The organism is Streptomyces sp. DH10, from assembly GCF_029813805.1.
GTDB lineage: Bacteria > Actinomycetota > Actinomycetes > Streptomycetales > Streptomycetaceae > Streptomyces > Streptomyces coeruleofuscus.
This window is the reverse complement of sequence record NZ_JARVKU010000004.1, coordinates 319,293-342,998: the sequence shown is the minus strand read 5'-3', so window position 1 is coordinate 342,998 and position 23,706 is coordinate 319,293. Positions and strand designations below refer to the sequence as shown.

General features: G+C 71.7%; 18 protein-coding genes and 1 pseudogene. 5 read left to right on the top strand and 14 right to left on the bottom strand.

The annotated features are described in order from the left end of the window. Positions 1–4 precede the first annotated feature (4 nt). Positions 5–1,326, bottom strand: a pseudogene (locus tag QC385_RS11015) (MFS transporter). Positions 1,327–1,506: 180 nt separating this feature from the next. Here QC385_RS11015 and QC385_RS11010 point away from each other — a divergent pair. Then, a complete protein-coding gene (locus QC385_RS11010; RefSeq protein ID WP_279541078.1) occupies positions 1,507–4,191 on the top strand; it encodes an ATP-binding protein in 2,685 nt (894 codons plus the stop codon). 1 nt (position 4,192) lies between these two features. Here QC385_RS11010 and QC385_RS11005 read toward each other — a convergent pair whose 3' ends face one another. From QC385_RS11005 to QC385_RS10970, 8 genes are all read right to left on the bottom strand, one after another. After that, positions 4,193–4,984, bottom strand: a complete 792-nt coding sequence (locus QC385_RS11005) for an SDR family NAD(P)-dependent oxidoreductase (protein ID WP_279541077.1) — start codon at positions 4,982–4,984, stop codon at positions 4,193–4,195. A 64-nt stretch (positions 4,985–5,048) separates the two neighbouring features. Next, a complete protein-coding gene (pcaDC, locus tag QC385_RS11000) occupies positions 5,049–6,170 on the bottom strand; it encodes a bifunctional 3-oxoadipate enol-lactonase/4-carboxymuconolactone decarboxylase PcaDC (RefSeq protein ID WP_279541076.1) in 1,122 nt (373 codons plus the stop codon). Further along, positions 6,167–7,462 (bottom strand): 3-carboxy-cis,cis-muconate cycloisomerase, encoded by a 1,296-nt coding sequence (pcaB, locus tag QC385_RS10995; RefSeq protein ID WP_279541075.1) that lies wholly within the window; start codon positions 7,460–7,462, stop codon positions 6,167–6,169. The genes pcaDC and pcaB overlap by 4 nt, the downstream gene beginning before the upstream one ends. Continuing rightward, the gene (gene pcaG / locus QC385_RS10990; protein WP_279541074.1) at positions 7,459–8,064 is read right to left on the bottom strand and encodes a protocatechuate 3,4-dioxygenase subunit alpha; all 606 of its coding nucleotides are present in this window, start codon (positions 8,062–8,064) and stop codon (positions 7,459–7,461) included. The genes pcaB and pcaG overlap by 4 nt, the downstream gene beginning before the upstream one ends. 6 nt (positions 8,065–8,070) lie before the next feature. Beyond that, positions 8,071–8,844: a protocatechuate 3,4-dioxygenase subunit beta gene (pcaH, locus tag QC385_RS10985; RefSeq protein WP_279541073.1), complete on the bottom strand. Its 774-nt coding sequence runs from the start codon at positions 8,842–8,844 to the stop codon at positions 8,071–8,073. 17 nt (positions 8,845–8,861) lie between these two features. Continuing rightward, a complete protein-coding gene (locus tag QC385_RS10980) occupies positions 8,862–10,064 on the bottom strand; it encodes a thiolase family protein (RefSeq protein ID WP_279541072.1) in 1,203 nt (400 codons plus the stop codon). Further along, the gene (locus QC385_RS10975; protein WP_279541071.1) at positions 10,061–10,705 is read right to left on the bottom strand and encodes a CoA transferase subunit B; all 645 of its coding nucleotides are present in this window, start codon (positions 10,703–10,705) and stop codon (positions 10,061–10,063) included. The genes QC385_RS10980 and QC385_RS10975 overlap by 4 nt, the downstream gene beginning before the upstream one ends. Continuing rightward, positions 10,705–11,460: a CoA transferase subunit A gene (locus QC385_RS10970; protein ID WP_279541070.1), complete on the bottom strand. Its 756-nt coding sequence runs from the start codon at positions 11,458–11,460 to the stop codon at positions 10,705–10,707. Before QC385_RS10970 ends, QC385_RS10975 begins: the two co-directional genes overlap by 1 nt. Positions 11,461–11,668: 208 nt before the next feature. Between QC385_RS10970 and QC385_RS10965 the strand changes: the two genes are divergently transcribed. Then, on the top strand, positions 11,669–12,133 hold the full coding sequence (locus QC385_RS10965; protein ID WP_086846700.1) for a MarR family winged helix-turn-helix transcriptional regulator: 465 nt from the start codon (positions 11,669–11,671) through the stop codon (positions 12,131–12,133). Positions 12,134–12,150: 17 nt separating this feature from the next. Here QC385_RS10965 and QC385_RS10960 read toward each other — a convergent pair whose 3' ends face one another. Continuing rightward, positions 12,151–13,155: a DUF3048 domain-containing protein gene (locus QC385_RS10960; protein ID WP_279541069.1), complete on the bottom strand. Its 1,005-nt coding sequence runs from the start codon at positions 13,153–13,155 to the stop codon at positions 12,151–12,153. A 177-nt stretch (positions 13,156–13,332) separates the two neighbouring features. Between QC385_RS10960 and QC385_RS10955 the strand changes: the two genes are divergently transcribed. Beyond that, the gene (locus QC385_RS10955) at positions 13,333–14,523 is read left to right on the top strand and encodes a zinc-dependent alcohol dehydrogenase (RefSeq protein ID WP_279541068.1); all 1,191 of its coding nucleotides are present in this window, start codon (positions 13,333–13,335) and stop codon (positions 14,521–14,523) included. Here QC385_RS10955 and QC385_RS10950 read toward each other — a convergent pair. Together QC385_RS10950 and QC385_RS10945 are read right to left on the bottom strand one after the other, a co-directional pair. Continuing rightward, positions 14,501–15,517, bottom strand: coding sequence for a hypothetical protein (locus QC385_RS10950; RefSeq protein WP_279541067.1), 1,017 nt, complete (start codon positions 15,515–15,517; stop codon positions 14,501–14,503). The genes QC385_RS10955 and QC385_RS10950 overlap by 23 nt on opposite strands. 107 nt (positions 15,518–15,624) lie before the next feature. After that, positions 15,625–16,689 carry an ATP-dependent DNA ligase gene (locus QC385_RS10945; protein WP_279541066.1) on the bottom strand — a complete coding sequence of 355 codons (1,065 nt, stop codon included), beginning with the start codon at positions 16,687–16,689 and terminating at the stop codon, positions 15,625–15,627. A 74-nt stretch (positions 16,690–16,763) separates the two neighbouring features. Between QC385_RS10945 and ligD the strand changes: the two genes are divergently transcribed. Then, positions 16,764–17,795, top strand: a complete 1,032-nt coding sequence (gene ligD / locus QC385_RS10940) for a non-homologous end-joining DNA ligase (protein WP_279541065.1) — start codon at positions 16,764–16,766, stop codon at positions 17,793–17,795. Here the strand turns inward: ligD and QC385_RS10935 are convergent. After that, positions 17,782–19,923 carry an OmpL47-type beta-barrel domain-containing protein gene (locus QC385_RS10935; RefSeq protein WP_279541246.1) on the bottom strand — a complete coding sequence of 714 codons (2,142 nt, stop codon included), beginning with the start codon at positions 19,921–19,923 and terminating at the stop codon, positions 17,782–17,784. The genes ligD and QC385_RS10935 overlap by 14 nt on opposite strands. Before the next feature lie 47 nt (positions 19,924–19,970). Further along, positions 19,971–22,448: a ThuA domain-containing protein gene (locus QC385_RS10930; RefSeq protein WP_279541064.1), complete on the bottom strand. Its 2,478-nt coding sequence runs from the start codon at positions 22,446–22,448 to the stop codon at positions 19,971–19,973. Between the two features lie 189 nt (positions 22,449–22,637). Between QC385_RS10930 and QC385_RS10925 the strand changes: the two genes are divergently transcribed. Beyond that, on the top strand, positions 22,638–23,615 hold the full coding sequence (locus QC385_RS10925) for a multicopper oxidase domain-containing protein (RefSeq protein ID WP_279541063.1): 978 nt from the start codon (positions 22,638–22,640) through the stop codon (positions 23,613–23,615). The last annotated feature ends 91 nt before the right edge of the window (positions 23,616–23,706 follow it).

Here is a 23,706-nt window from a genome sequence, read left to right as displayed (position 1 = left end):
CCGATCAACCCGCCTTCTCTTCCGCCTCTTCCGCCGTGTCGGCCACCGTCGCCCCGACCCCCACCCGCCGCCCGGACGGAGTGAGCAGCGCCGGTACGCTCACCGCGCACGCCACCGCCGCGTAGTACGCGGGGATGTCCACGCTCCCCGTCCGCTCGATCGTCTCCGTGATGATGAGCCCGGCGCACCCCGAGAACACCGCATTGGACAGCGCGTAGGCGAGTCCCAGCCCGGTGTAGCGCACCCGGGTCGGGAACATCTCCGACAGCATCGCCGGACCCGGCCCCGCCATCAGCCCCACCACCGCACCGGCGCCGAACACCGCCACTCCCTTCACGGTGTTCGAAACGCCGGGCGTCTGAAGAAGGTTGAGCAGCGGCACCGCGCAGACCACGACCAGGACCGCCCCCGTCAGCATCACGGCCCGCCGCCCGAGCCGGTCGCTGAGCAGCCCCGCCGGCACGATCGTCACCGCGAAGCCCAGGTTGGCCAGGACGGTGGCGACCAGCGCCTGCTGGAAGGTCGCGCCCAGCGAACTCTGGAGATACGACGGCAGCACGACGAGGAAGGTGTAACCGGCCGCGGCCCAGCCCATGATCCTGCCCGCGCCCAGAACGATGGCTCCGACGACCTCGCGCGGGGGAGGCGCCTCCCGTGCCGCCTCCGCCACGAACGCCGGCGTCTCGTCCAGCCGCAGCCTCAGCCACAGCGCACCCAGCCCCAACGGCAGCGTCAGCAGGAACGGCAACCGCCAGCCCCACGATACCAACTGCTCCTCCGACAGCACCGTGGCGAGCAGCGCCGCCGCGCCCGCACCGGCCAGCAGCCCCAGCGCAGCCGTGAACGACTGCAACGACCCGTAGAGCCCTCGCCTGTCCGGCGGCGCGAACTCCGTCATCACCGACACCGCCCCGCCGAACTCCCCACCGGCGGACAAACCTTGGAGTACCCGCAGGAACGTCAGCAGCCAGGGCGCCACGGCACCCGCCTGCGCGTACGTCGGCAACGCGCCGATCAGCGTCGTCGCGACCGTCATCAGCGTGATCACCGCAACCAGCACGGGACGACGGCCGAACCGGTCGCCCAGGCGGCCGAAAAGCGCCGCCCCGACGGGCCGGAAGAAGAACGCGAGCGCGAACGACGCGTACGTCTTCACCAACCCCTCGGCCTCGCTGCCGCCCTCCGGCGGAGGAACCGTGCCGCGATGATCGTCGCGAAGTAGCCGTAGACGCCGAACTCGTACCACTCGATGAGATTGCCCACCGACCCCGCGACCAGCGCCCGGCGGCCGCACCGTGTGTCCCGTTTCTGGTGAATGAACGTCACCTCCCGTGCTATGGCGTGCCGTTGACCAGAAGAAGGCTGGTGGCGGACCGGTCACGTCGTCCGGCCGCACTCCCTGTCACCCGTCACGGCAACAGGTGCCCGGTCCGCCCTCCACTCAGGCAATCGGAGGACTACGCTCGACGTCTGTACGTCGTTCGGGCGACTTGGGGAGGTAACGGGATGACGGAGGTACGGCCCACGGCCGGCGCCTCGGCTTCCCTGTGGGAGCGCGACGAGGAAGTCGCCGCCGTCGCGCGGGCGGTCGACCGCCTCTGCGCGGACCGCTCCTCGGCCGGCGGACTGCTGGTCTTCCGCGGCGAGGCAGGACTCGGCAAGACCGCGCTGCTGGCCGAAACCCGCCGCATCGCCGAAGCGCGCGACTGCACGGTCTGGTCGGCACGCGGCGGCGAGACCCTCAAGTCCGTCCCCTTCAACGTCGTACGGCAGTTACTGCAACCGGCACTGGTGTCGATGCTGCCGGAGGAGGCACGCGAGTACCTCGGCGACTGGTACGACATCGCCGGCCCCGCCCTCGGCATAGCGGACCCCGGCGACCGGCAGGCCGACCCGCAGGGCGTGTGCGACGGCCTGGTCGCCGCCGTGCGCCGGCTCTCCCGCCGGGAGTGGCCGCTGGTGCTGCTCATCGACGACGCCCACTGGGCCGACCAGGAGACCCTGCACTGGCTCGCCGCGCTGGCCGAACGCCGCGACGAGGTGTGCGTCCTGATTGTGGTCACCCGCCGCCCGGGCGAGGTCTCCGGCACGAGCGCCTGGCTCCTCGACACCGTCGCCGCCGCCGCGGACGGCCCCGTCACGCCCCTGAGCGCCCTCACCCCCGACGCCACGGCCGGGCTCACCCGCGCCACCCTGGGCGAGCACGCCGACGCCGCGTTCTGCCGCGAGGTCTGGGCCGTCACCGCCGGCAACCCCTACGACACCGTCGAACTCCTCGCCAAGGTGCGGGACAGCGAACTCGAACCGGTCGAGGCCCGGGCCGGGGAACTGCGCGAGCTGAACCGCTCGGCCCGCGGCGGCGGCCTCGTCGCCCGCCTGGAGGAACTCGGCATCGACGCCACCAGGTTCGCCTGGGCCGCCGCCATCCTGGGCACCGGCATCTCCATCGACCTGGTGGCCAAGCTCGCCACCCTGAAGCACGACGACGCCGTCCGCTGCGGCGAACTGCTGCGCGGCGCCCGCATCCTCACCACTCCCGACCCCGCGACCGGCCGCACCGCCGAAGGCGACCTGGAGTTCGTCCACCCGCTGATCGCCACCGCCGTCTACAACTCGATCCCGGACGCCCTGCGCACGGCCATGCACGGCATCGCCGCCCGCCTCGTCACCGACGAGGGACACGGGGCCGCGGTCGCCGCCCGCCACCTCCTGGAGGTCCACCCGGACGACGACGAGGAACTCGTCGAGCAGCTGCGCGAGGCCGCCCGCGAACACCTCGCGGTCGGCGCCCCCGATGCCGCCCGGCGCTGCCTGGAACGCGCGCTGGAGGAACCGCCCCGGCCCGACATCCACGCACACGTCCTGTACGAACTGGGCTGCGCCACACTCCTGACCGTGCCCGCCAGGACGATAGGCCATCTGCGGACCGCGCTCGGCATGCCCGGCCTCGTCGGCGACGACCGGGTGGGCGCCGTCATCCGCCTGTCCCAGGCACTGGTCCACAACGACCAGCTGCAGGAGGCCGTCCGCATGGTCGAGTCGGAGACGGTCCGGCTGGAACCCGGACCGGCCCGGATGCGGCTGGAGGCGGTGCGGATCATGTGGGAGGGGATCCACGCCGGTGAGGTGTCCTCACCGGGCCGCTCCGAGCGCCTGGCCGAGCTGGCGCGGACCTGCACCGGCCGGGACAACTCCGAACGTGCGCTGCTCATCCTACGCGGATTCGACGCCCTGATGCACGGGGAGAACGCCGAGGAGATCGTCGAACTGTGCGACCGCGCCCTCGTCAACGGCCGCCTGGCCCCCGGACTCGGGTGGACCGGCAGCGAGTGGGGGATCGAACTGCTGCTGATGCTGGCCAACGCCTACGCCTTCACCGACCGCATCGACCGTGCCGAAAGCCTCTTCAACGAGGCCGTGCGCACCTACGAGATCGCCGGCTGGACCGGCGGGCACCTCGCCCTGGCGCACGCCTACGTCGGCGTCGCGCACCGCAGGCGCGGCCGTCTCGAGGACGCGGAGCAGTCCCTGCGCGAGGCGCTGCCCCTCGCCGAGCGGGTCGGTCGAGGACTGCCCCTGTACTGGACCGTGACCTGCAATCTCGTCGACACGCTGCTCGCCCGCGGTCATGTCGACGAGGCCTGGGACGTCGCCGAACGGTACGGCTTCGCCCCGCCCTACCCGTCGACCATAGTGCTGCCGGATCCGCGGGCGGTGCGCGGCCGGCTGCTGCTCGCCGTCGGCCGCCTCAAGGACGGCGTCAACGAACTGGAGGCCGCCGAGAAGGCGGCGGCGGCGCGCGGGCACCACAACCCCGTGCTCGTCCCCTGGGCGGCCGACCTCGCCCGGGCCCTGGCCACCGAGGACCCGGCCCGTGCCGCCCGGCTCGCCGTGGACGTCCGCCGCCAGGCCGAGCGCTTCGGCACGGACACCGCCATAGGGGAGGCCCTGCGCTGCGCCGCCGCCCTGGAGACCGGCCAGCGCGCGGTCCGCCTCGCCGCCCAGGCCGTCGCCTACCTGGAGTCCTCGCCCTGTCAGTACGAGCACGCGGCGGCCCGCATCGAGTACGGCATCGCCGCCCGCTCGGCGACCGACCTCCGACGCGGCCTGGACCTGGCGGTCTCCTGCGGCGCCGACGGACTGGCCGAGCGGGCGCGGACGGCGCTGAAGGCGGACGCCGGACCCGGGTAGTTCAGGCGGCGAGCAACTGGTCGGTCACCGCGGCGAGCCGCTTGCGCACCCCGGGGTCGTACGCCGCCGCATGGGCCCGCGCCGGTCTCGTCCCGTCGAAGTACCGGCCGCTGCCCAGGTCGCGCGTGGCCAGGGCCAGCACACCGGCCGCCCCGTCGGCGACCGTGCTCCACGGCGTGACGTCCGCCTCGCGGACCATCGCCGTGTCCATGTAGGTCGCCGGGTGCAGCACGTTCACCGAGACGCCGGTGGCGTCCAGTTCCCCGGCGAGCGCGAAGGTGTGCGCGGCGAGCGCGAACTTGCTGCGGCAGTACGCCGACACGCCGTCGTAGCCGCGGGTGAACTCGGGGTCCTCGAAGACGAGGGGTTCCTGACCGGCCGAACCGACGTTGACGATCCGCGCCGGCGCGTTCGCCCGCAGCACCGGCAGCAGGGCCCGGGTCAACACGACCGGCGCCAGATAGTTCACCGCCAGCCGCAACTCGTGCCCGTCGGCGCTCACCTCCCGGCCGGCACCGGGCGTCCCGAACCCCACGCCCGCGTTGTTGACCAGCACGTCCAGCTCGGGATGCGCGTCGGCGACGTGCCCGGCCAGCTCGCGCACCCGCGCCAGCGAGGCCAGGTCGGCGACGAACGCCTCGGCGTCCCCCTCGGCACGCAGTTCCCCGGCCAGCCGCTCGGTGCGGTCCGCGTCCCGGCCGTGGACGAGGACGACATGCCCGGAGCGGACGAGCTCGAAGGCGACGTACCGGCCGAGCCCCGAGGTGGCGCCGGTGATCAGGATGGTGGACATGCCCCCACCGTAGGCACGCCGGGCGGGCCGGAGCGAGCTGCCGTCGAGCCTACGACCAGCAGCATCACCCTGCCGCGCCGTCCTCCTCCGCCAGCACCCGCTGGGCCGTCGCGAACGCCGAGTTCGCCGCCGGCACCCCGCAGTACACCGCCGTCTGGAGCAGCACCGCGCCGATCTCCTCCGGCGTGAGCCCGTTGCGGCGGGCCGCCCGGACGTGCATGGCCAGTTCGTCGTAGTGGCCGTGCGCCACCAGGGCGGTGAGGGTGATCATGCTGCGTTCGCGGCGCGACAGTGTCGGGTCGGTCCAGATCTCGCCCCAGGCGTAGCGCGAGATGAAGTCCTGGAAGCGTGCCGTGAAGGGGGCCTGCCGGGCCTGCGCCCGGTCGACGTGCGCGTCGCCCAGGACCTCGCGCCGCACCTCCATACCGCGCCCGGCGGGCCCGCCGAAGTGCGCGCGCAACGCGGTCAGCACCGCCTCCGGACACTGCGCGGGCGCCAGGTGCGAGGCGCCCGGGATCTCCACGAGCGCCGCACCCGGCACGGCGTCGGCGATCTCCCGCAGATGCGCGGGCGGTGTCGCCGGATCGTCCCGTCCGGCCACCAGCAGGGTCGGCACGGCGATCTCGGGCAGCCGGTCCCGCAGGTCGAACGCGGCGAGCGCGTCACAGCAGGCGGCGTACGCGTCCGGGTCGGCGCGACGGTGGTCGTCCACCAGCTCCGGCACGGTGAAACCGGACGTGAACCAGCGCGCGTCCGCGCTCTCCGCCAGCCCGGCCAGCCCCTCCCGCCGCACCAGCGCGGCCCGCTCCTCCCAGGGCTTCGACCCGTTGAAGTGCGCGGAGGAACAGATCACGGCCAGGGACGACAGCCGCTGCGGACGGTGCACGGCGAGGTGCAGCCCCACGGCCCCGCCCAGCGACACCCCCGCGTACGCGAACCGCTCGATCCCGAGCGAGTCGGCGAGCGCCAGCACCAGGTCGGCGAGGTCACCGACCGTCGCGCCCGCGCTGATGAGACCGGCGGCCGAGCCGCCGTGTCCCGGCAGGTCCCAGCGGACCACCCGATGGACGGCCGACAGCTCGGGGGCCACCTTGTCCCACAGGGCGTTCGACGTGCCGAGGGAGGGCCCGAGCAGCAGCGGGGGTGCGGAAGCGGGTCCTTCGGCACGGTGGTCGAGGAGTGTCAACGTCGCTCCAGAGCACGGTCGGTGAGGGCTCCGGCGGAGCCGGTGTAGTGGGTGGGGTCGAGGTCGGCGTCCGCCAGCTCCGGTGCCTGATCCAGCGGACGCCCCTCGGAGGCCAGCCGGGTCAGGAGTTCCTTGGCGCGGGCACGGCCCAGCACCGGGGCCAGCTCGGCGGAGAGCCGCTCGGAGATGATCAACCCATCGGTGAGCTCCAGGTGTTCGCGCATCACCTCGGGCCTGACCCGCAGTCCCCCCGCCAGCTCGACGGCGTCCCGGGCGGCCCCGCCGACCAGCCGCAGCAGGTCGCGCAGTGGCTCCCACTCCGCGTGCCAGGCGCCGGCCGGCCGCTCGTCCTCCGCCGCCATCGACCCGTACAGCGTGGCCGCGAGCTGCGGTGCCCGTCGCGCGGCGGAGGCGATGAGGGTGGACCGTACGGGATTGGACTTGTGTGGCATGGCGGACGAACCCCCGCCACCGCTCTCCGCGACCTCGGCGATCTCGGTGCGCGACAGGGTGAGGACGTCCACGGCGAGTTTGCCGAGGGCGCCCGCCGTGAAGGCGAGGCAGCCGGCGAGATCGGCGACGGGCGTCCGCAGGGTGTGCCAGGGCAGCTCGGGTGCCCGGAGGCCGAGTTCACGGGCGTAGGCCACCGGCAGCGCGGCCGGATCGCTCGCGCCGTACGCCCCGAAGGCCGCCAACGTGCCCGCCGCGCCACCGAGTTGGGCGGGCAGCGAGTCCCTCACGGCCTTCACCCGGTCCCGCGCGTCGAGGACGAGCGCCCGCCATCCGGCCGCCTTCAGCCCGAACGTCGTCGGTACGGCGTGCTGGGTGAGCGTCCGCCCCGGCAGCGCGGTGTCACGGTGCTCGGCGGCCAGCCGCGCCAGCGCCCGTTCCGTGCGGCCGAGATCGGCGACGACCAGGTCCAGGGTGCGCACCGCGACCAGCATCGTCGCCGTGTCCATGATGTCCTGGCTGGTCGCGCCCCGGTGGACGTAGGGGCCGTACTCCTCGCCGACGGCCTTCGTCAGCTCCGCGACCAGGGGGATGACGGGATTGCCGCCCGCGCGGGCCCCCTCGGCGAGGGACCGGACGTCGAAGGCGCCGGCGCCGGCCGCCTCGGTCACCGCCGTCGCCGCCTCGGCGGGGGCCAGCCCCAGCGCCGCCTGGGCCCGGGTCAGCGCGGCCTCCGCGTCGAGCAGCGCCCGCAGATAGGCGTGGTCGCTCGTGGCGGACGCCGCCGCCGAGTCGGCCCACCCGGGGGCGAGCAGGCCGGTGTCACCTTGAGCAGCTGTCACTGGAACTCCAGGAAGACCGTCTCGCCTTCGCCCTGAAGGCGGATGTCGAAACGGTACGTGCCGCCGGCCTCCGCCACGGCGATCAGCGTGTCGCGCCGCCCGTCCTCCAGCGCGGACAGCAGCGGGTCTGCGGCGAGCACCGCCTCGTCGCCCGGCAGGTAGATGCGGGTGTACAGGTGCACGAGAAGCCCCCGCGCGAAGACGCACACGCTGATGTACGGCGCGCTCCGCCCGCGCGCACCGGGCCGCAGCGTGCGCGCGTACCAGTGGCCGTTCGCGTCGGTCTGGATCCGTCCCCAGCCCGTGAACTCCACGCCGTTGCGCCCGAGGAAGCCGCCCGACGCCGGGTCGCGGCGCATCGACCCGTCCGCCGTCGGCACGTTGCCGTCCGGGTCCGCGCCCCACAGCTCGATCAGGGCGTCCGGCAGCGGAACGCCCGCGCCGTCGGTGACGTACCCGTGCACGGTGACCGTGTCCGGATGCCCCAGGGGCGCGATGTCCTCGCCGCCGCGGAACGGCAGGGCGTGGCCGTAGAACGGGCCGACGGTGTGCGACGGAGTGGGCAGCACGTTCTCCGGCCTGCTGGTGTCGATCTTCGTCATGGCAGGTCAGCGCCCTTCTTCGATCCAGGTGGCGTTCGGGCCGTCCAGCACGATGTCCCAGTGGTAGCCCATCGAGAACTCCGGCACCGACAGGGCGTGGTCGTACGTCGCGACCAGCCGCTGCCGGGCCGCGTCGTCGGTCACCGACTGGATGATCGGGTCGTAGGGGAACAGCGGGTCGCTCGGGAAGTACATCTGCGTCACGAGCCGCTGGGTGAACGCCGTGCCGAAGAGCGAGAAGTGGATGTGCGCCGGCCGCCAGGCGTTGAGGTGCTGGCGCCACGGGTACGGGCCCGGCTGGACGGTGGTGAAGCGGTAGCGGCCCTCGTCGTCGGTGAGCGTGCGGCCCACACCCGTGAAGTTCGGGTCCAGCGGGGCGTCGTGCTGCTCGCGCTGGTGGGCGTAGCGGCCCGCCGAGTTGGCCTGCCAGATCTCCACGAGCTGGCCGCGGACGGGGCGGCCGTCGCGGTCGAGCAGCCGTCCGGAGACGGTGATGCGCTCGCCGATCGGCTCGCCGTGGTGCTGCCGGGTGAGGTCGTTGTCGATCTCGGTGATGTCCCGCTCCCCGAAGGCCGGCGAGGCCAGCTCCACCAGCTCCGGGTCCTTGCTGACGTCGATCGTGACCGGCGGCTGCTTCGGGTGGCGGAGCACCGAGGAGCGGTACGGGGCGTAGTCGCGACGCGGCTGGTGCTCGACGGGCCCGCCGTCGGCGAGCCGCTTCTCGTACGCGGCACGCTCGGCCGCGATCTCCTGGTCGATGTCGTGCTGGGTGAGAGTCATCGTGATCCTGCGTTTCGTCAACGTTCGAGGACGAGGGCGAGGCCTTGGCCCACCCCGATACAAAGCGTGGCGACACCGACACCGCCGCCACGCCGGGCCAGCTGATGGGCGACCGTGCCGGCGAGCCGGGCCCCCGACGCACCGAGCGGATGCCCCAGCGCGATCGCCCCACCCTGCGGATTGAGGATCGCGGGATCGAACTCGGGCCACTCGGCCACACACCCCAGCACCTGCGCGGCGAACGCCTCGTTCAGCTCCAGCACGGACAGGTTGTCGAAGCCCTTGCCGGCCTTGGCCAAAGCCCGGTTGACCGCCTCCACGGGCGCCAGCCCGAAGTAGTGCGGGTCGATCGCGGAGACGCCGGTGGCGGACACCCGGGCCAGTGGCTCGCGCCCCGTAGCCCTCAACCCCTCCTCATCCACCAGCAGCAGCGCCGCCGCACCGTCGTTCAACGGCGACGCGTTGCCCGCCGTCACCGTCCCGCCCTCCTTGCGGAACGACGGCTTCAGCTTGGCCATCGCCGCCAGTGAGGCATCCGGACGGACACTCTCGTCGGCGGCGAAGACGACCGGGTCGCCCTTGCGCTGCGGAATCGCCACAGGTGCCAGCTCGGCGTCGAACAGACCGGCCCGCTGAGCCTGTGCGGCCTTCTCGTGACTGCGCAACGCGAACTCGTCCTGCTGATCGCGGCCGATCTTGTGCTTGTCGGCGATGAGTTCCGCGCTCTCGCCCAGCGGGATCGTCCACTGGGGCTCCATGCGCGGGTTGACCATGCGCCAGCCGAGGGTGGTGGAGTACAGCTCGGTGTGCCCGGCCGGGAAGGGCCTGTCGCTCTTCGGCAGCACGTACGGCGCCCGGGTCATCGACTCGACCCCGCCGGCCAGCGCGATCGAGGCGTCGCCGAGCGCGATGGCACGGGCCGCCTGGATCACGGCCTCCAGGCCGGAAGCGCACAGCCGGTTGACGGTCACGCCCGGCACGGAGGTGGGCAGGCCCGCGAGCAGGGCGGCCATCCGGCCGACGTTGCGGTTCTCCTCACCGGCGCCGTTGGCGTTGCCGAAGTACACGTCCTCGATCCGCGCCGGATCCAACTCCGGTGTGCGGGCGAGGAGTTCGCGGATGGCGTGCGCGGCCAGGTCGTCCGGGCGCACGCCGGCCAGTGCGCCGTTGTAGCGGCCGATCGGCGTGCGGACCGCGTCGACGATGTAGACGTCCTTCATTTCACGCCCTCCGGCACGGTCAGTTCGGCGTCGGTCCTGGCGACGATCTCGGCGGCGGTCACGCCGGGAGCGGTCTCCACCAGGACGAGCCCGTCGTCGGTGACGTCCAGGACGCCGAGGTCGGTGATGACCCGGTTCACGCACCCCTTGCCGGTCAGCGGCAGGGCGCACTCGGTGAGGATCTTCGGGGAGCCGTCCTTGGCGGTGTGCGTCATGACGACGATGACCGTACGGGCGCCGTGGACCAGGTCCATCGCCCCGCCGATCCCGGTGATCAGCTTGCCGGGGACCGCCCAGTTGGCCAGGTCGCCCCGCGCGGACACCTGCATGGCACCGAGCACGGCCACGTCGATGTGCCCGCCCCGGATCATCGAGAACGACAGCGCCGAGTCGAAGAAGGACGCGCCCGGCAGGACCGTCACCGTCTCCTTCCCGGCGTTGATCAGATCCGGGTCGACCTGGTCCTCGGTGGGGTAGGGGCCCGTGCCCAGGATGCCGTTCTCCGATTCGAGGACGACCTCGACATCCTCGGGGAGGTAGTTGGGGATCAGGGTGGGCAGGCCGATGCCCAGATTGACGTACTGGCCGTCCCGCAGCTCCAGCGCCGCCCGCGCGGCCATCTCCTCGCGACTCCAGGCCATCAGGACCTCACCGTCCGCTGCTCGATCTTCTTGTCGGCCGCCTGCTCGGCGGTGAGCGCGAGCACCCGCTGTACGAAGATCCCCGGCAGGTGCACCGCGTCCGGGTCGATCTCGCCCGGCTCCACCAGCTCCTCCACCTCGGCGATCGTGACCTGCCCGGCCATCGCGGCCAGCGGGTTGAAGTTCCGGGCGGACTTGCCGAAGACCAGGTTGCCGTGCCGGTCGCCCTTCGCGGCCCGGACCAGCGCGAAGTCGGTCCGGATGCCCCGCTCCAGCACGTACTCGGTCCCGTCGAACTCCCGGACCTCCTTCGCCGGCGAGGCCACCGCGACACCCCCGGAGCCGTCGTAGCGCCACGGCAGCCCGCCCTCGGCGACCTGCGTGCCCACCCCGGCCGGGGTGTAGAAGGCGGGGATCCCGGCGCCGCCGGCCCGCAGCCGCTCGGCCAGCGTGCCCTGCGGGATCAGCTCGACCTCCAGCTCACCGGCCAGGTACTGCCGGGCGAACTCCTTGTTGGCGCCGATGTAGGAACCCGTCACCCGGGCGATCCGGCCGGCGGCCAGCAGGACCGCCAGGCCCGACTCCATCGCCCCGCAGTTGTTGGAGACCACCGACAGCCCGGCCACTCCGCGCTCGTACAGCGCCCCGATCAGCACGTTCGGCACACCGCTCAGCCCGAAACCGCCCACCGCGAGCGACGCGCCGTCCGGGACGTCGGCCACCGCCTCCAGGGCTGTGGCGACCACCTTGTCCATCCGAGAAGCCCCATCTCTTCCGAGCGTCCCGACCCAGATTTAGTCAGGGCACTGAGTATTTCCTCGAAGCTCCCCTCACGCTGCCACCGGGACGGCAGGGCGTCAAGACCTGGGAGTTTCGGCCGCCGTCGCCTCGCGTGGACGGCAGACAGTCCAGAAGCGGCCGGGTATTGTTCAGTGCACCAACGAAAACAAGCGAGGGGTGCACATGGCGGCGGCGGACCTCACCACCCACCCCGGGCACCTGGCCCGGCGGCTCCAGCAGGCGCACTACCTGCTGTGGAACACGATGGTCTCCGAGGAGATCACCTCCCCCCAGTACGCCGTCCTCAACACACTCGTCGCCGAGCCCGGGCTGGACCAGCGCACGGTGGGGGAGCGGGTCGGCCTGGACCGGTCGACCATCGCCGAGGTGATCAGCCGGCTCGGCCGGCGCGGACTCCTCGACAAGGTCCGCGACCCGGAGGACGGCCGCCGTTTCCTGCTGCGCCTCACGGAGGAGGGCGTGCGTACCCACCGCAAGCTGACGGTGCGCACCGCCCGGATGAACCAGGTGTTCCTCGCCCCGCTCACCGCCGAGGAGCGGACGGTGTTCTTCGACCTCATCCGGCGGGTCGCGGACGCGGCCGAGGGGCTGCGCAACCCGGGGGAGTCCCTGGTGGCGCCCGGCTGACCGGAGCGGCCCGCCGGTCAGGACGCCTTGGCGTACACCACCCACACCTGGCCCCTCGCGAAGTTCACCGGTGTGCCGTCGCCGGTGGTGAACGCCGTGCCGTCCGCGGCGTCCGCGCGCTCCCAGTTCACGTCGTGGGCCCGCCCGTCGCGCAGCACCTTGGCCTTCCCGGAGCCCACCGTCTCGGTGTACGGCGTGTTGTTGCCGAGGAAGTCATGGAAGCCGGATTCGCGCACCTTCACGTACTGCACGACGACCGTCGCGGCCGCCACCCGCTTCCCGTCGGCTGTCGTGGCGGGCGCGCCGTCCATGCCGACCAGCCAGCCGTTCCGGGAGTCCGACCAGGTGAAGGTGAAACGGGCCGCCGGGTAGCGCACCGTCTGCGAGGCCGTCGCCGTGCCGCCGGCCGGGGCGGAGCCGTAGCGGAAGCCGGTGGTCAGGGCGGACTGTCCCGGTTCTTCGGGCACGAGCCGCTCGGGTCGCAGGAAGAGGTTGTGCGGGGCGGGCTTGCCGGAGCCGCGGAAGTAGGCCTCGGGGGCGCTGCCCGGCGTCTGCGCCCGCAGCGGTGCCCCGTCGATCAGCGGCAGGAGCTTCTTCTGCGCGCCGGAGAAGGCGAGGACGGGCTGGTCGAACTGGCGCAGCAGCTCCAGATCCGACTCGCGTGCGCTGCGCACCGGTCCCACCGTCTTCGGCAACTGCGTCGCGTACACCGCCATCAGCCGGCTCAGCCCGCCCTCGACCTGCTCCGCGTACACCACGTCCGCGGCGTCGAGGCCGGTGTGAGGCCGGGCCGCGGTGGCGTTGTCGAGCTTGACGGCGAGCACGGAGGAGCCGGTAGCCGAGGGCGATGTGCCCCGCTCCGACTCGCGGGCGGAGCCCCGTCCGTCGTCGCCGGGGCCGCTGCCGCCGGTGCAGCCCGCCGCCAGGGCGGCCGTCACCGTGGCGGCCAGCAGCGCCGTCGTCGTCGCCGCGCGCCGACCGCGCGCCCCTCGTTCCCTGCCCACCGTCGCCACCGGCCTCATGTCATCGATTTGCCTTGATTGTGCACTTATATGTCCACAGGTGGCTATACCCGATCGTTTTTGACGGAGGGTCTCCGCTTCGTCCGCCGATCGGCTCAAGGTTGCAGGGCGAGGCGCACGGGTACTCGGGTGTCGCCGAACCACCGACGCGCACGCTGACGGAGGGAGCGCGAGGCGATGAGGGCAGTGACCTGGCAGGGCAAGCGGGACGTACGCGTGGAGAACGTGCCCGATCCGGGGATCCAGGAACCGACGGACGCGGTCATCCGCGTCACCTCCACCGGGCTGTGCGGCTCCGACCTGCACCTGTACGAGGTGCTCACGCCGTTCATGACCCCCGGGGACATCCTCGGCCACGAGCCCATCGGCATCGTCGAGGAGGTCGGCGCCGGCGTCCCGGACCTCCAGGTGGGGGACCGGGTCGTGGTGCCGTTCCAGATCGCCTGCGGCAACTGCTGGATGTGCCTCACCGGCCTGCCCACCCAGTGCGAGACCACCCAGGTCCACGGCGAGGGCATGGGCGCCGCCCTGTTCGGTTACACCCGCCTGTACGGCGCGGTGCCGGGCGCCCAGGCCGAGTACCTGCGCGTCCCGCAGGCGCAGTACGGCCCGATCAAGGTGCCGGAAGGCCCGCCCGACGACCGTTTCGTCTACCTCTCCGACGTCCTGCCCACCGCCTGGCAGGCGGTCGCCTACGCCGACGTCCCGCAGGGCGGCAGCATCGCCGTGCTCGGCCTCGGCCCCATCGGCGACATGGCCTGCCGGGTGGCCCAGGTCAAGGGTGCCGGGCGGGTGTTCGGCGTGGACCTGGTCCCGGAGCGGCTGGACCGGGCGCGCTCGCGCGGCGTGGAGACGTACGACCTCAGGTCCTTCGACAGCGAGAAGGAACTCGTCGAGGCCATCCGCGACGAGACCGACGGCCGCGGCCCCGACGCCGTGATCGACGCGGTCGGCACCGAGGCCCACGGCAGCGCGGCGGCCAAGCTCGCCCAGCAGGCCACGGCGATCATGCCCCGCAAACTGAGCGGCCCGCTCGCCGAACGCTTCAGCATCGACCGCCTCGCCGCCCTCTACACCGCCATCGACCTGGTCCGGCGCGGCGGCACCATCTCGCTGTCCGGCGTCTACGGCGGCATGGCGGACCCGCTGCCGATGCTCACCCTGTTCGACAAGCAGATACAGATGCGGATGGGCCAGGCCAACGTCCGCCGCTGGAGCGACGACATCATCCCGTACCTGACCGACGAGGACCCGCTCGGCGTCGAGGACTTCGCCACCCACCGCGTGCCGCTGTCGGAGGCCCCGCACGCGTACGAGATGTTCCAGCGCAAGCAGGACGGCGCGGTCAAGGTGCTGATGCAGCCCTGACGCCCCGCGCCGCCTCCTCGCGTGCGCGCAGGTCTCCGTGGAGACGGGCGGACACCGCGCACACCAGCGGCATGATCACCGGGGGCAGCAGGAGCAGGGCCACGGCTGTCGGAAGGATCTTCACCAGCACACCGGTGATCCACACGTTGTCGTCGCTGAGCCCCAGCATGCCGAGACCGGCGAGGTGGGCGAGGGGAGCGGCCGCGTAGCGGGCCGCCCCGAAGACGAGCACGGCGGCCGCGGTGACCAGCGTGCCCACGCCCAGGGTGTGCCACCGTGCGTGGCGGGTCAGCACCCAGGAGCGGTGCAACGCCGTGAACGGGGAGCGGCGCTCCAGCACCGTCTCGGCAGTGGCCACCGAGAGGCGGAAGTACAGCAGCGGGCCGAGGCACCCGATCGCGATCGGCAGCACCCAGCCCACGAGCGTGTACTGCGGGGTCGCGGTCTCGTGCGGGGGAGTGGGCTCGACACCGGGCACCTCGCCGCTGTCGACGAGGCCCCACAGCATCAGGGCCGCCACCTCGATGGCGCACACGGCCAGTCCGGTCAGCGCGTTGACCACGAGGGCGGCGGGCAAGCGCGGACGGGTGCGCCGCCACACCTCGCGGGTGGTCAGCGGTCCGCCGTCGCGCGTCGCGTGGGAGTCGACGACGGCGTACGCGGTGTGCAGGACGGAGACGACGAGCAGGGCCAGGAAGAGCAGCAGCAGCGACACCACGGCACCGGCCCGCACCAACGGGGGCATGCCGCCGTCGGCGTACGCCACGTAGGAGTCCTCGTTGGCGATGTTGGCGTCCGCGTAGTCGCGGACGCCCTCGAAGGTGTCCCAGGTCGCCGCGAACCCGCCGGCCAGGATCGCGCAGCCGGCCACGGCTGTCAGGACGGACACGTGGAGGGTGAGGCCGTACAGCGCGCGGCGGTGGCCTCGGACGACGCCGAGCGCCCCGATGCCGACGGCCGCCCGGTCGGTCGACCTGTTTCCGTCGGGTGCCATCGGCCGGCCTGACCTCCATGCGGTTCTGGGGTGACGTGGGCCAAGACGCCGGAAGAGGCTCGTGGGGTTCCCGGGGGCCTGGATCCGCCGATAGACCGTGATGCCCCCTAGACGCCGAAGATCTCCGCCAGGTCATAGCGGACCGGCTCCTGAAGCTGCGCGTACGTGCAGCTCTCCGCGGTCCGGTCCGGGCGCCAGCGGCGGAAGCGGGCGGTGTGGCGGAAGCGCTGTCCGTTCTCCATGTGGTCGTACGCCACCTCGGCCACCCGCTCCGGCCGCAGTGGTACCCACGACAGGTCCTTCTTGGCCGACCAGCGGCTGGGTGCGCCGGGCAGCCGTGCCGTCTCGTGTGCAGCCTCCTCGGACCAGGCCGCCCACGGATGCCCCTGGACATCGTCCATGCGCAGCGGCTCCAGCTCCTCCACCAGCTCGGCGCGCCGCTTCATCGGGAACGCGGCGGACACGCCCACGTGCTGGAGGGTGCCCCGGTCGTCGTACAGGCCGAGCAGCAGCGAGCCCACCACGGGGCCGCTCTTGTGCAGGCGGTAGCCGGCGACGACCACGTCGGCCGTACGCTCGTGCTTGATCTTGAACATGGCGCGCTCGTCCGGCCGGTAGCGCACGGTCAGCGGCTTGGCGATGACCCCGTCCAGGCCCGCCCCCTCGTACTGCTCGAACCAGCTGCGCGCCACCTCGATGTCGGTGGTCGCCGGAGCCAGGTGCACCGGCGCCGTCACTCCCGACAGCTCCCGTTCCAGCAGTTCCCGCCGGTCGGTCAGCGGGACGTCCATCACCGACTCGTCTCCCAGCGCCAGCAGATCGAAGGCGACGAACGAGGCCGGTGTCCGCTCGGCCAGCATCCGCACGCGCGAGTCCGCCGGGTGGATCCGCTCCGTCAGCGCGTCGAAGTCCAGATGCCCCTCCCGCGCGATCACGATCTCCCCGTCCACCACCGAGCGCTTGGGCAACCGCTCCCGCACGGCCGTCACCAGCTCGGGAAAATACCTGGTCAGAGGCTTCCCGGTACGGCTGCCGAGCTCGACCTCGTCCCCGTCGCGGAAGACGATCGCCCGGAATCCGTCCCACTTCGCCTCGTACTGCATGCCCGCCGGGATCGCCGCCACGGACTTGGCGAGCATCGGCAGCACAGGGGGCATCACCGGCAGATCCATGGTCCGATTCTGCGCCTTTACAGCCTGGTACGCCCGATGTGCGAGGTGTGCGGGGTACGCCTACCGTGGCTCGCATGGGTGACGCGGTGCAACTGGAGGTCGGCGGCCGGACCGTACGGCTGTCCAGCCCGGACAAGGTCTTCTTCCCCGAGCGCGGTTTCACCAAGCTGGACCTCGCCCGCTACTACCTGGCCGTCGGCCCCGGCATCCTGCGCGCCCTGCGCGACCGGCCCACCACCCTGGAGCGCTATCCCGAGGGCGTCACCGGCGAGAACTTCTTCCAGAAGCGGGCCCCGAAGAACATGCCCGACTGGATCCCGACCGCGCACATCACCTTCCCCAGCGGCCGCAGCGCCGACGAGATGTGCCCCACCGAGGTCGGTGCCGTGGTGTGGGCCGCCCAGTTCGGCACCCTCACCTTCCACCCCTGGCCGGTCCGCCGCGACGACGTCGACCGCCCGGACGAACTCCGCATCGACCTCGACCCGCAGCCCGGCACCGACTACGAGGACGCCGTCCGCGCCGCTCACGAACTACGGGCCGTACTCGACGAGTTCGGCGGACTGCGCGGCTTCCCCAAGACCTCCGGCGGCCGCGGCCTGCACGTCTTCGTGCCCATCGAACCCCGCTGGACCTTCACCCAGGTCCGGCGCGCCGCCATCGCCGTCGGCCGGGAGATGGAGCGGCGGATGCCGGAGCAGGTCACCATCAAGTGGTGGAAGGAGGAGCGGGGCAAGCGCATCTTCATCGACTACAACCAGACGGCACGCGACCGCACGATCGCCTCCGCCTACTCCGTACGGCCCCGCCCGCACGCCCCCGTCTCCGCGCCCCTGCGCTGGGACGAGGTGGGAGTCGCGCACCCCCAGGACTTCGACCTCGCGACCATGCCCGCGCGCTTCGCCGAACTCGGCGACGTGCACGCGGACATGGACGACCACCGCTACTCCCTGGAGGCCCTGCTCGACCTCGCCCGCCGAGACGAACACGACCACGGGCTGGGAGACCTGCCGTACCCGCCCGAGTATCCCAAGATGCCGGGGGAACCGAGGCGGGTACAGCCGAGCAGGGCCAGGAAGACGCCCGGCGGGCCTACAACTCCTTGATCCGGATGTCGCGGTACGAGACCACGTCCGTCGTGCCGTGCACCTGGAGCCCGATGTAGCCGGAGGCGAACCGCCGCCCGTCCGTGCCCGGGTCGTCCGAGCGGGGCGGGGTGAACTGCTGGCCGCCGGTGTTGTCGAACTCGTTGATCAGCACGCCGTTGCGGAACACCGAGTAGTGCTGGCCCTCCACGCGGATCTCGTAGTCGTTCCAGGTGCCCTTCTGCGTCACGCCCGCGCCGGCCAGGCCCACGCGGTCGAAACCGTAGACCGACCCCGTCTTGTACATGTCGCCGTCGGGCCGGTCGAGCACCTGCACCTCGTGCCCGTACTTGATGGCGACCCACTCGGGCCGGGACTCCTCCGGGTGGTCGTGGACCCACGGGAAGCGCACGAAGACGCCCGAGTTGGCGTTGCCCGTGCCGGGAGCGTCGTCACGCCACTGGAGCTTCAGCGAGAAGTCGCCGTACTTGCGCTGCGGGAACCACAGCATGCCCATGCCCGGTGTGGTCGTGCTGGAGGTGATCGTCCCGTCCGGGTTCAGCCCGAACGAACCGCCGCCCACCTGCTGCCACTTGGCCAGGGACTCCGCGCTGCCGTCGAAGATGGCCCGGTAGCCCTCGGTCTGCCCCGGCTTGCCGATGCCGGACTGGCGCGCGGCCTTGCGGATGGCGTTGTACTCCCGCTGGTCGATGACCCCTTCCTTCAGCAGGCGGTCGAGGACGGACGTCACGTGCTTGAGGAACAGCGCGTGGGACGTCCACTCCTTCTCGTCCTCGATCAGCTCGCCGATCCGGCAGCGGTTGTCGGTGACGCGGTTGCGCACCCCGGAGTCGACCGTGCCGACGATCACCGTCAACCGCTCGTCGTACTCGGGACAGTCGGGCGCCGGGACCTGGCCGGAGACGACCGTGAAGGTCACCGTCAGGGCCGCCGAGGTGTTGCCCGCCTTGTCGGTCGCGCGGTACGCCACGGTGTGCGCGCCCGCCCGGTCGACCACGACCGGAGCCGTGTACGCCAGGTACGGCCCGCCGTCCAGCGAGTACTCGATCCTCTCGACGCCCGAGCCGTGCGCGTCGGTCGCCGTGACGGTCACCCGGGCGCTGTTGACGTAGGTCCCGTCGGAGTTCTTCGTGCCCTCCACGGTCACACCCGTCACCGGCGGGGTGGTGTCCTGCGGCGGCGCCGCCACGACCGTGAACCGCACGCTCTTCTCGGCCGCCACGTTGCCCGCCTTGTCGGTGGCGCGGTAGCGGACGGTGTGCGCGCCCACCTCGTGCACCATCACGGGCGCGGTGTACGGCTGCCAGGCGCCGGAACCGACCGCGTACTCGATCGTGTTGACCCCGGAGCCCGTGTCGGACGCGGAGACGGTGACCGTCGCCATGTCGATGTACGCCCCGTCGGTGTCGCGCTCGCCGCTCACCGTCGCCGAGGTCTCCGGCGCGGTCGTGTCGTCCGACTGCGGCGCCACGACCGTGAACTCGGCGCTCTTCTCGGCGGAGACGTTCCCCGCCTTGTCGAAGGCGCGGTAGCGGACCTTGTGGGCGCCGACCTGGTCGACGACGACCGGCGCGGTGTACGGCTGCCAGGCGCCCGCGTCGCCGATCGCGTACTCGATCCTCTCGACGCCGGAGCCGCCCTCGTCGGTGGCGTGGATCGCCACGCTCGCCGAACCGACGTACGCGCCCTGCGTATTCTGCGTGCCGCTCACGTGCGCCGACGCCTCTGGCGCGGTGGTGTCCTCGCCGGTGCCCTCGGTCACCACCAGGATGCCCTGCATCTGGCCGTGGCCGGGGATGGTGCAGTGGTAGAAGTACCGGCCGGGCGTGAGCGTGACCTGGGCGGTGTGCTTGCCGCCCTGGGCGTCGTTCGGATTGGCCAGGATGTTGAGCTGCACGTCGTTGTTGAACTCGGGGTCACTGGTCACGAACGTCAGCGTGTGCGGCATGCCCGTGGTGTTGCCGGTGGCCACGCTGTTCTCGAACACGATCGTCGCGCTGCCCGCGACCGCCGTCTTCGGCGCCGAGAGGTACTTGTCGATGTCGTTGCCGGCCGTCCAGGTGAGGACCTGTTCGGCGGCCGGCGCCTGCGTCTGCCCGGCGGCGGGCATGGCCTGCACGCCGAGCATCACGAGCAGGGCGGCCAGCAGGGCGGCCCAGATTCTTCGTTGCCGGATCACTCGGTCCCCCTCGCCAGCTGACCGGCGGCCGGGGTCGGCCCGCCGCCCTTGTAGGTGACCCGCCACAGGGCCGACTTGGAGTCCGAGGTGAAGAAGCCGCGGCCGTAGTCGAGGACGTACAGCGCACCGTCCGGACCGAACTTCCAGTCCATGAGGTTCTTGATGCCGTCGTTGCCGATCGGCACGATCTTCTTCAGCGACTCCGAGTGCACCGGCAGACCGCCGTCGCCTTGCGTCTTCGGGTCCATGAGCACCGCGTTGCGCGGCTGGTCGGCGTCGTAGAAGTCACCGACGAACCACTTGCCGTCCCAGTACGCCGGCCACTTGACGGCACTGTCCGACGCGACCGTGTCGTACCGGTAGACCGGCCCGTTCATCGCGGCCTGCCCGCCGCCCTTCAGCCAGGGCAGCCGGTACGTGGCCTCCTCCGGCTTGTACGACGGGACGCCGTTCGCGTCCCGCGGGTAGTCCGGCGCGCCGCCCTGCGGCGAGTACCAGATGTTGTTGCCGGTGACCGGCGGCAGATTGACCAGACCGTCGTTGTTCGGCGACTCGTTCTTCGGGTGGTCGCAGTCGTACCAGCCGAGCGGCTGGGACGGGTCCGGCAGATTGCGGTCCCGGTAGGGCTGCTTGTTGCCCATGCAGTACGGCCAGCCCCGGTTGCTCGCCTTGGTGATGGCGGCGAACGTGTCGTACTTGGCCGGACCCCAGGTCGTCGAGGGGGCGCTCGCGTCCGGGCCGACCCAGCCCGCGTAGAGCACGTCGGTCGACTTGTCGACGAAGATACGGGCGGGGTTCCTGACCCCCATCACATAGATCTCGCCGCGCGTCTTGCCGCCGCCCTCGTCGGTCTCCTTCCCGGTGAAGAGGTTGCCCTCGGGGAGCGTGTACGTCCCGTCCGGCTCCGGGTGGATGCGCAGGATCTTGCCGTTGAGGTTGTTGGTGTTGCCGGCCGTGCGGCGCGCGTCCGCGAAGGAGACGCCCTTGTAGTTCGGCTGCGGGTTGTTGCCGGAGTAACCGCCGCTGAACCCGCTGGAGTTGTTGTCCCCGGTGGCGATGTACAGGTTGCCCTTGGAGTCCCAGGCCATCCCACCGCCCGAGTGGCAGCAACTGTGGATCTGCACCGGCCACTTCAGCAGCACCTTCTCGCTGCCCAGGTCCAGCTTGTTCGTCGCCTGGTCGAGGGTGAAGCGGGAGACCCGCCGCTCGGCCATCCGCGTCTCGCGGTTGATCTGGGAGTGCGGCGTGTAGTGCAGGTACACCCAGCCGTTCTGCTCGAACCTCGGGTCCAGCTCGATCCCGAGCAGCCCCTCCTCGACCTTGACCAGTTCGTCGCCGCCGCCCTTGTTGCCGAAGACGGTGAGCGCTCCGGCGAGCGTGACCTGCTTGGTCTTCGGGTCGTAGACGTGGATCTCGCCCTTGCCCTTGCCGATGTCGGGGTTGTTCCAGTCGGTGACCACGGGCTGCGAGGAGTCGGCGCCGCCCCGGCCGATGTAGAACACCCGGCCGTCGGGCGCGGTCACCAGCCCGTGCGGCTCGCCGATCTGGTCGTTCCGCCCCGGCTGGTTGGGCTTGGTCAGCCGCTCCGCCGCGTAGTTGGCGTTGATGGTCGCCTTGCAGTCGGCCTGCTCCAGCCGGGTCGTCCACATCAGCGCGCCGCGCAGATGGGCACGGAAGTCGGCCTCGTCATACGACGACACCGTGCCGCCCATGCCGGTGTAGAAGGAGCGTCCGCCGTCATAGTCACGGCACCAACTCACCGGATGGTCCCAGCCGTTGGCACCCGCCCCTGGCTGATAGGTCGACTCCCGGACCCGGGCCACCGTATGGACGTCGCCCGAGGGGTTCTTCACCCAGTTCAGCCACTTGTCGGGGCGCTTCCACTGCACCGGAAGGTCCTTGGTGGCCGGATGCCTGCGGTCGCCGACCTCCACGGTCGCCCGCTGGGCGGACGCCGGGTTCGACGCGGCCGGTCGGGCACCCACCAGTCCGGTGAACCAGTCCGAGTACGGCTCAGCGCGCGCCGCGTCATGGATGCCGACGAACCCGCCGCCGGCCTCCATGTAGGCCTCCAGGCCCGCCTCCTGCTCCGCGTCGAGGACGTCGCCCCCGCCGGTCAGGAACACGACCGCGTTGAAGCGGCCGAGTTTCGTCTCGTCGGTGAACACCGAGGCGTCGTCGGTGGCCTGGACCTTGAAACGGCGGTTCGCCGGTCCCGACAGCCCGATGTCCTCGATGGCCTCGATCCCGGCGTTCACCACCGGCGACTCGTCCCCGGCCGCCGCGGAACCGTGGAAGATCAGCACCCGTACATTCGCGCCGCCCGGCGGCGACTTGATCGACATCGTTGTCAGCGGGGGGTCTGGGTACGGGCCCGCGTTGGCGGGCCCCGCCAGCAGTCCGGCGGTCACGACCCCGGCGGCCACGGAGGCCGCCCAGACACGTCTTCCCTTGCTCAACCCTCGTAAGTGCATGGGCACCTCCACGGTCACAGCAACACCGCCAAGGAAGCTAAACCCCTTTGCCCGGCTCGCCAATACCTATGACCGTGATGGCCCCAACTTTGTCTTGAGTGTGGATAAACGGGAGTGCGGCCGGTACCGTCTCACGGGTTCATCACAGGTACGTCTCCGTAAAGGCCTTACCAGGGTGGGGAGTTCCGCATGGACAGACGCAGCTTCAACCGGCGGGTCCTGCTGGGGAGCGCGGCCGTCGCGACATCGTTGTCCGTGGCGCCGGAGGCCGTCAGCGCGGCCGGACCGGCGAAGACGGCACCGGCCGGGGGCGAGGTGAGACGCATCAAGCTGTACGCGGAGAAGCTCGCCGACGGGCAGATGGGCTACGGCCTGGAGAAGGGCAAGGCGACCGTCCCCGGCCCGCTGATCGAGCTCAACGAGGGCGACACGCTGCACATCGAGTTCGAGAACACCATGGACGTGGCGGTGAGCCTGCACGTCCACGGCCTGGACTACGAGATCACCAGCGACGGCACCAAGCTGAACCACAGTCATGTCGAGCCGGGCGGGACCCGCACCTACACCTGGCGCACCCACGCCCCCGGCCGCCGCAAGGACGGCACCTGGCGGGCGGGCAGCGCGGGTTACTGGCATTACCACGACCACGTCGTCGGCACGGACCACGGCACCCAGGGGCTCCAGAAGGGTCTCTACGGCCCGGTCATCGTCCGCCGCAAGGGCGACGTCCTGCCCGACCGGACGCACACGGTCGTCTTCAACGACATGCTCATCAACAACAGGCCGCCGCACTCCGGGCCCGACTTCGAGGCCACGGTGGGGGATCGCGTCGAGTTCGTCGTGATCACGCACGGCGAGTTCTACCACACCTTCCACATGCACGGTCACCGCTGGGCGGACAACCGCACGGGCATGCTGACCGGCCCCGACGACCCCAGCCAGGTCATCGACAACAAGATCACGGGACCGGCCGACTCGTTCGGCTTCCAGGTCATCGCGGGGGAGGGGGTCGGCGCCGGCGCCTGGATGTACCACTGCCATGTGCAGAGCCACTCCGACATGGGGATGGTCGGACTGTTCCTGGTGAAGAAGCCGGACGGGACGATTCCCGGCTACGACCCGCACGAGCATGGGGAGAAGCCGCCGGGGGGTGGCCACGACCACTGACGGGCGCGTGGGCCCGGAGGCTTTCCGGTCAGCTGGAGAGCGCTCTCACCACACTCCGCCACCGGGGCTATCCTGATCCGCAGCCGCAGGT